Source organism: Rathayibacter sp. AY1B5 (assembly GCF_002932795.1).
Classification (GTDB): Bacteria; Actinomycetota; Actinomycetes; order Actinomycetales; family Microbacteriaceae; genus Rathayibacter.
Window position 1 is genome coordinate 1 of sequence record NZ_PSWM01000049.1, and the last position, 3,279, is coordinate 3,279.

Below are 3,279 nucleotides of genomic sequence, written 5' to 3' on the forward strand. Positions count from 1 at the left end.
AGGTCAGCGTGCGTCGCGCGTGCGCCGGGTGCTCTCGCGCTGCAGGGCCTCGACGAGCTCGGCCTTCGTCATGCGCGAGCGGCCGGAGACGTCCAGGCGCTTCGCGAGGTCCATCAGGTGCGCCTTCGTGGCGTTCGCGTCCACTCCGCCGGCCGTCTCGCCCCCGGGGGAGCGGCCGTGGCCCTCGGCGCGGGAGTCGGAGGGGCCGCTCTCGGCCTTGCGCTCCCAGTGGTCGCCGACCTTCTCGTACTCGTGCTTCAGTGCGGCGAAGGCGGTGCGGTGGGCTCGCTCGCCGTCGCCGTAGCTGTCGACGGCGGAGTCGTGCGCGGCCGACCAGAGCTTCTGCGCGTGCTCGTCGGAGCGCTCGATGGTGGACGGGATCTGTTCCTCGCGGGGCATGGCGGCCTCCCTCTCATCCCCCGACGCTACGTCGGGTCGGAGGGGCTGGTCACCCCGTTGACGAGCGCGCGGCGGGCGCCTCCGTCCCCGGAGCGCAGTCGCGAGCCCGCTGCCGGTGTTCTCACCGGGCCGACGCCGATGATGGGGCGATGTTCATCCCGACCAGAGCCGCCGGTCTCGAGGCGCTCGACGACTTCGTCACGCGCGCCGGCTCCGCCTACGCCCGCGACCGCAACCACGACCTCGGGCCGTCCCGGGACAACGTCTCCGGACTCTCGCCCTACCTCCGCCACCGCCTCGTCACCGAGCGGGAGGTCGTCGCCGCGGTCCTCGCGCGGCACCGGCTGACCGCCGCGGAGAAGTTCGTCCAGGAGGTGTTCTGGCGCACCTACTGGAAGGGCTGGCTCGAGCAGAACCCGGACGTCTGGCGCCGCTACCGCCGCGAGGTCGCGGAGTCCTCCGCGGGCGATCCTCCGTCCGGGTACCTCGACGCGATCGGCGGACGCAGCGGCATCGACGCGATGGACGCGTGGGTGAGCGAGCTCGTCCAGACCGGATACCTCCACAACCACACCCGCATGTGGTTCGCGAGCATCTGGATCTTCACCCTCGGACTGCCCTGGCAGCTCGGCGCCGACTTCTTCTACCGGCACCTGCTCGACGGCGACGCCGCGTCCAACACCCTGTCCTGGCGGTGGGTCGCCGGACTGCAGACGCCGGGCAAGACCTACCTGGCCTCCGCCTCCAACATCGCCCGGTACACGGAGGGGCGCTTCTCGCCGAGCGGACTCGCCACCACGGCCTCCGCGCTCACCGAGGAGCCCTTCCCGCCGCGGGCGCCGCTCGAGCGTGACGACGTCGTCGGGACCCTCGGCGCCCGCCCCGGCCTCCTGCTGCACGAGGAGGACCTCGAGGCGGAGAGCCTGCTCGCCGAGCAGCCGGGTCTGGCCGAGCGCCTCGTGGCGTGCGCTGTCGCCGGGGACGCGGGCGGGCGCTCGCCCTCCGGGGTCTCGGACGCCGTCGCCTCCTTCACCGCTGCGGCGCTCGCCGACGCCGCCGAGCGCACCTCCGACTCGAGCGGCCGGTCGGCGCGGGTGCTCGCGGACGCGCGTCCCGGGTCGGTCGTCGACTGGGCGGTCTCCGAGCGGATCGACACCGTGGTCGTTCCGTACGCGCCGGTCGGTCCCGTCGGAGAGCGGGTGGAGGCGCTCCGCTCGGCTCTCGCCGACGAGGGGATCGCGCTCGTCACCGTGCGCCGCCGCTGGGACGGTGCGGCGTGGCCGTCGGCGTCGCGGGGGTTCTTCCCGTTCCGGAAGCGGATCCCGGCGCTGGTGCGCGACCTGGTCGAGCCCGCCGATGCGGCCCGCCTGTTCTGAGCCGCGTCTGCGCGAGCCGCGTGCCGTGAGCCGCGTGCCGTGGGCCGCGTCCTGTGAGCCGCGTCCCGTGATCCACGTGCCGTGAGTCGCGTTGCGTGAGCCGCGCGCCGTGAGCCGCGTCTTGTGGGCCGCGTCCCGTGATCCGCGTCCCGTGATCCACGTGCCGTGAGCCGCGTTGCGTGAGCCGCGTGCCGGGAGCCGTGTCCCGTGAGCCGTGTCCCGCGAGCCCCGTCCCGCGGAACCTGTCCGGTCCCGCGGGGCGGGTGCTGCTCAGCCGAGCAGGCGGTCGCGGAGGAAGTCGCTCGCGAAGCGGCCCGAGGGGTCCCACTCGGAGCGGAGGGTGCGCCACTCGTCGAGGTGCGGGTAGAGCGGCGCGATCTCGTCGGCTCCGGCGAGGAAGTGCTTGCCCCAGTGCGGTCGGGCCCCGAGCGGCAGCAGCGCGCCCTCGACGGCGGGGAGCACGGCGTCGACGCCGGCGCGGTCCTTCTTGAAGGTGAAGTGCACGCCGACGCTGTCGCGGCCTCCGGCGGGGGAGAGCCACTGGTCGTCGCTCGCCATGGTGCGCAGCTCCGTGATGAGCAGGACGTCGTCGATCCGCTCGCCGATCGCGCGCAGCGCCACGATCGCCTCGCGGACGTTCGCGCGCGGCACCATGTACTCGCTCTGGATCTCGTCGCCGGCGCTCGGCTCGCGGTCGAGGCGGAAGTGCGGCAGGCGCTCGGACCACGGTCCGACGGAGCCGCCGAACGGGTTCAGGTTGGAGTCGACGCCCTCCGAGACGGCGAAGAGGCTCGCGGAGGCGGCGACCGCGCCCAGGTGCGTCGCGTCGACGTCGGCGACGGATCCCGCCGCCACCTTGGTCTTCAGCCACAGCTGCTCCACCGTCGGCGAGGACCAGTGCGTCATGAGGCTGACGCTGTAGGCGGAGGAGGTGATCGCGTCGAAGTCGTCGAGCACGCGCTCCCAGGGCAGGTCGACGAACGCGTCCTGGCGGACGTCGAAGGTCGGCTGGATGTCGAGGGTCACGCGGGTGACGATGCCGAAGGCGCCGAGGCCGACGACGACGCCCTCGAAGCCCGGCTCCCCGCGGCGGATCGTGCGCAGCGAGCCGTCGGCGGTGACGAGCTCGAGGGCCGAGACGGCGGAGGAGAGGTTCGCGTTGCGGTCGCCCGAGCCGTGGGTGCCGGTCGCGATGGCGCCGGCGACCGAGATGTGCGGGAGCGAGCCCATGTTGTGCAGCGCCCAGCCGTTGCTGTGCAGGTGCGCGGCGACGACGCCGTATCGGGTGGCGCCGCCGACGGTGACGGTGCTCGCCTCGGCGTCGATCACGGGGTCGGAGGCCAGGCGCCCCAGGTGCAGCAGTGCGCCGGGGGTGTCGGGCAGGGAGTTGAAGGAGTGGCGGCTGCCGAGGGCGCGGACGCGCTCGTTCTCGCGGACGAGGCGCTGCACCTCCTCGACGGACTCCGGCTCGATGATGGCGGCGGCGCGGTACTTGTAGGTGCCC

The 3,279-nt window shown here is 73.7% G+C and carries 3 protein-coding genes; 1 reads left to right on the forward strand and 2 read right to left on the reverse strand.

The window, feature by feature from the left end:
• Positions 1-3: 3 nt before the first annotated feature.
• A complete protein-coding gene (locus tag C5D44_RS17400) occupies positions 4-399 on the reverse strand; it encodes a ChaB family protein (RefSeq protein WP_104277931.1) in 396 nt (131 codons plus the stop codon).
• A 149-nt stretch (positions 400-548) separates the two neighbouring features.
• On the opposite strand from C5D44_RS17400, the gene C5D44_RS17405 reads away from it, so the two are divergent.
• A complete protein-coding gene (locus tag C5D44_RS17405) occupies positions 549-1,775 on the forward strand; it encodes an FAD-binding domain-containing protein (protein ID WP_104282382.1) in 1,227 nt (408 codons plus the stop codon).
• A 270-nt stretch (positions 1,776-2,045) separates the two neighbouring features.
• On the opposite strand, the gene C5D44_RS17410 is transcribed toward C5D44_RS17405, so the two are convergent.
• On the reverse strand, positions 2,046-3,279 hold a 1,234-nt coding region (locus C5D44_RS17410), incomplete at its 5' end, for a D-arabinono-1,4-lactone oxidase (protein ID WP_104282383.1).

Coding starts and splice junctions, on each gene's coding strand:
- C5D44_RS17400 (WP_104277931.1), bottom strand. CDS start 399: ATGCCCCGCGAGGAACAGATCCCGTCCACCATCGAGCGCTCCGACGAG.
- C5D44_RS17405 (WP_104282382.1), top strand. CDS start 549: ATGTTCATCCCGACCAGAGCCGCCGGTCTCGAGGCGCTCGACGACTTC.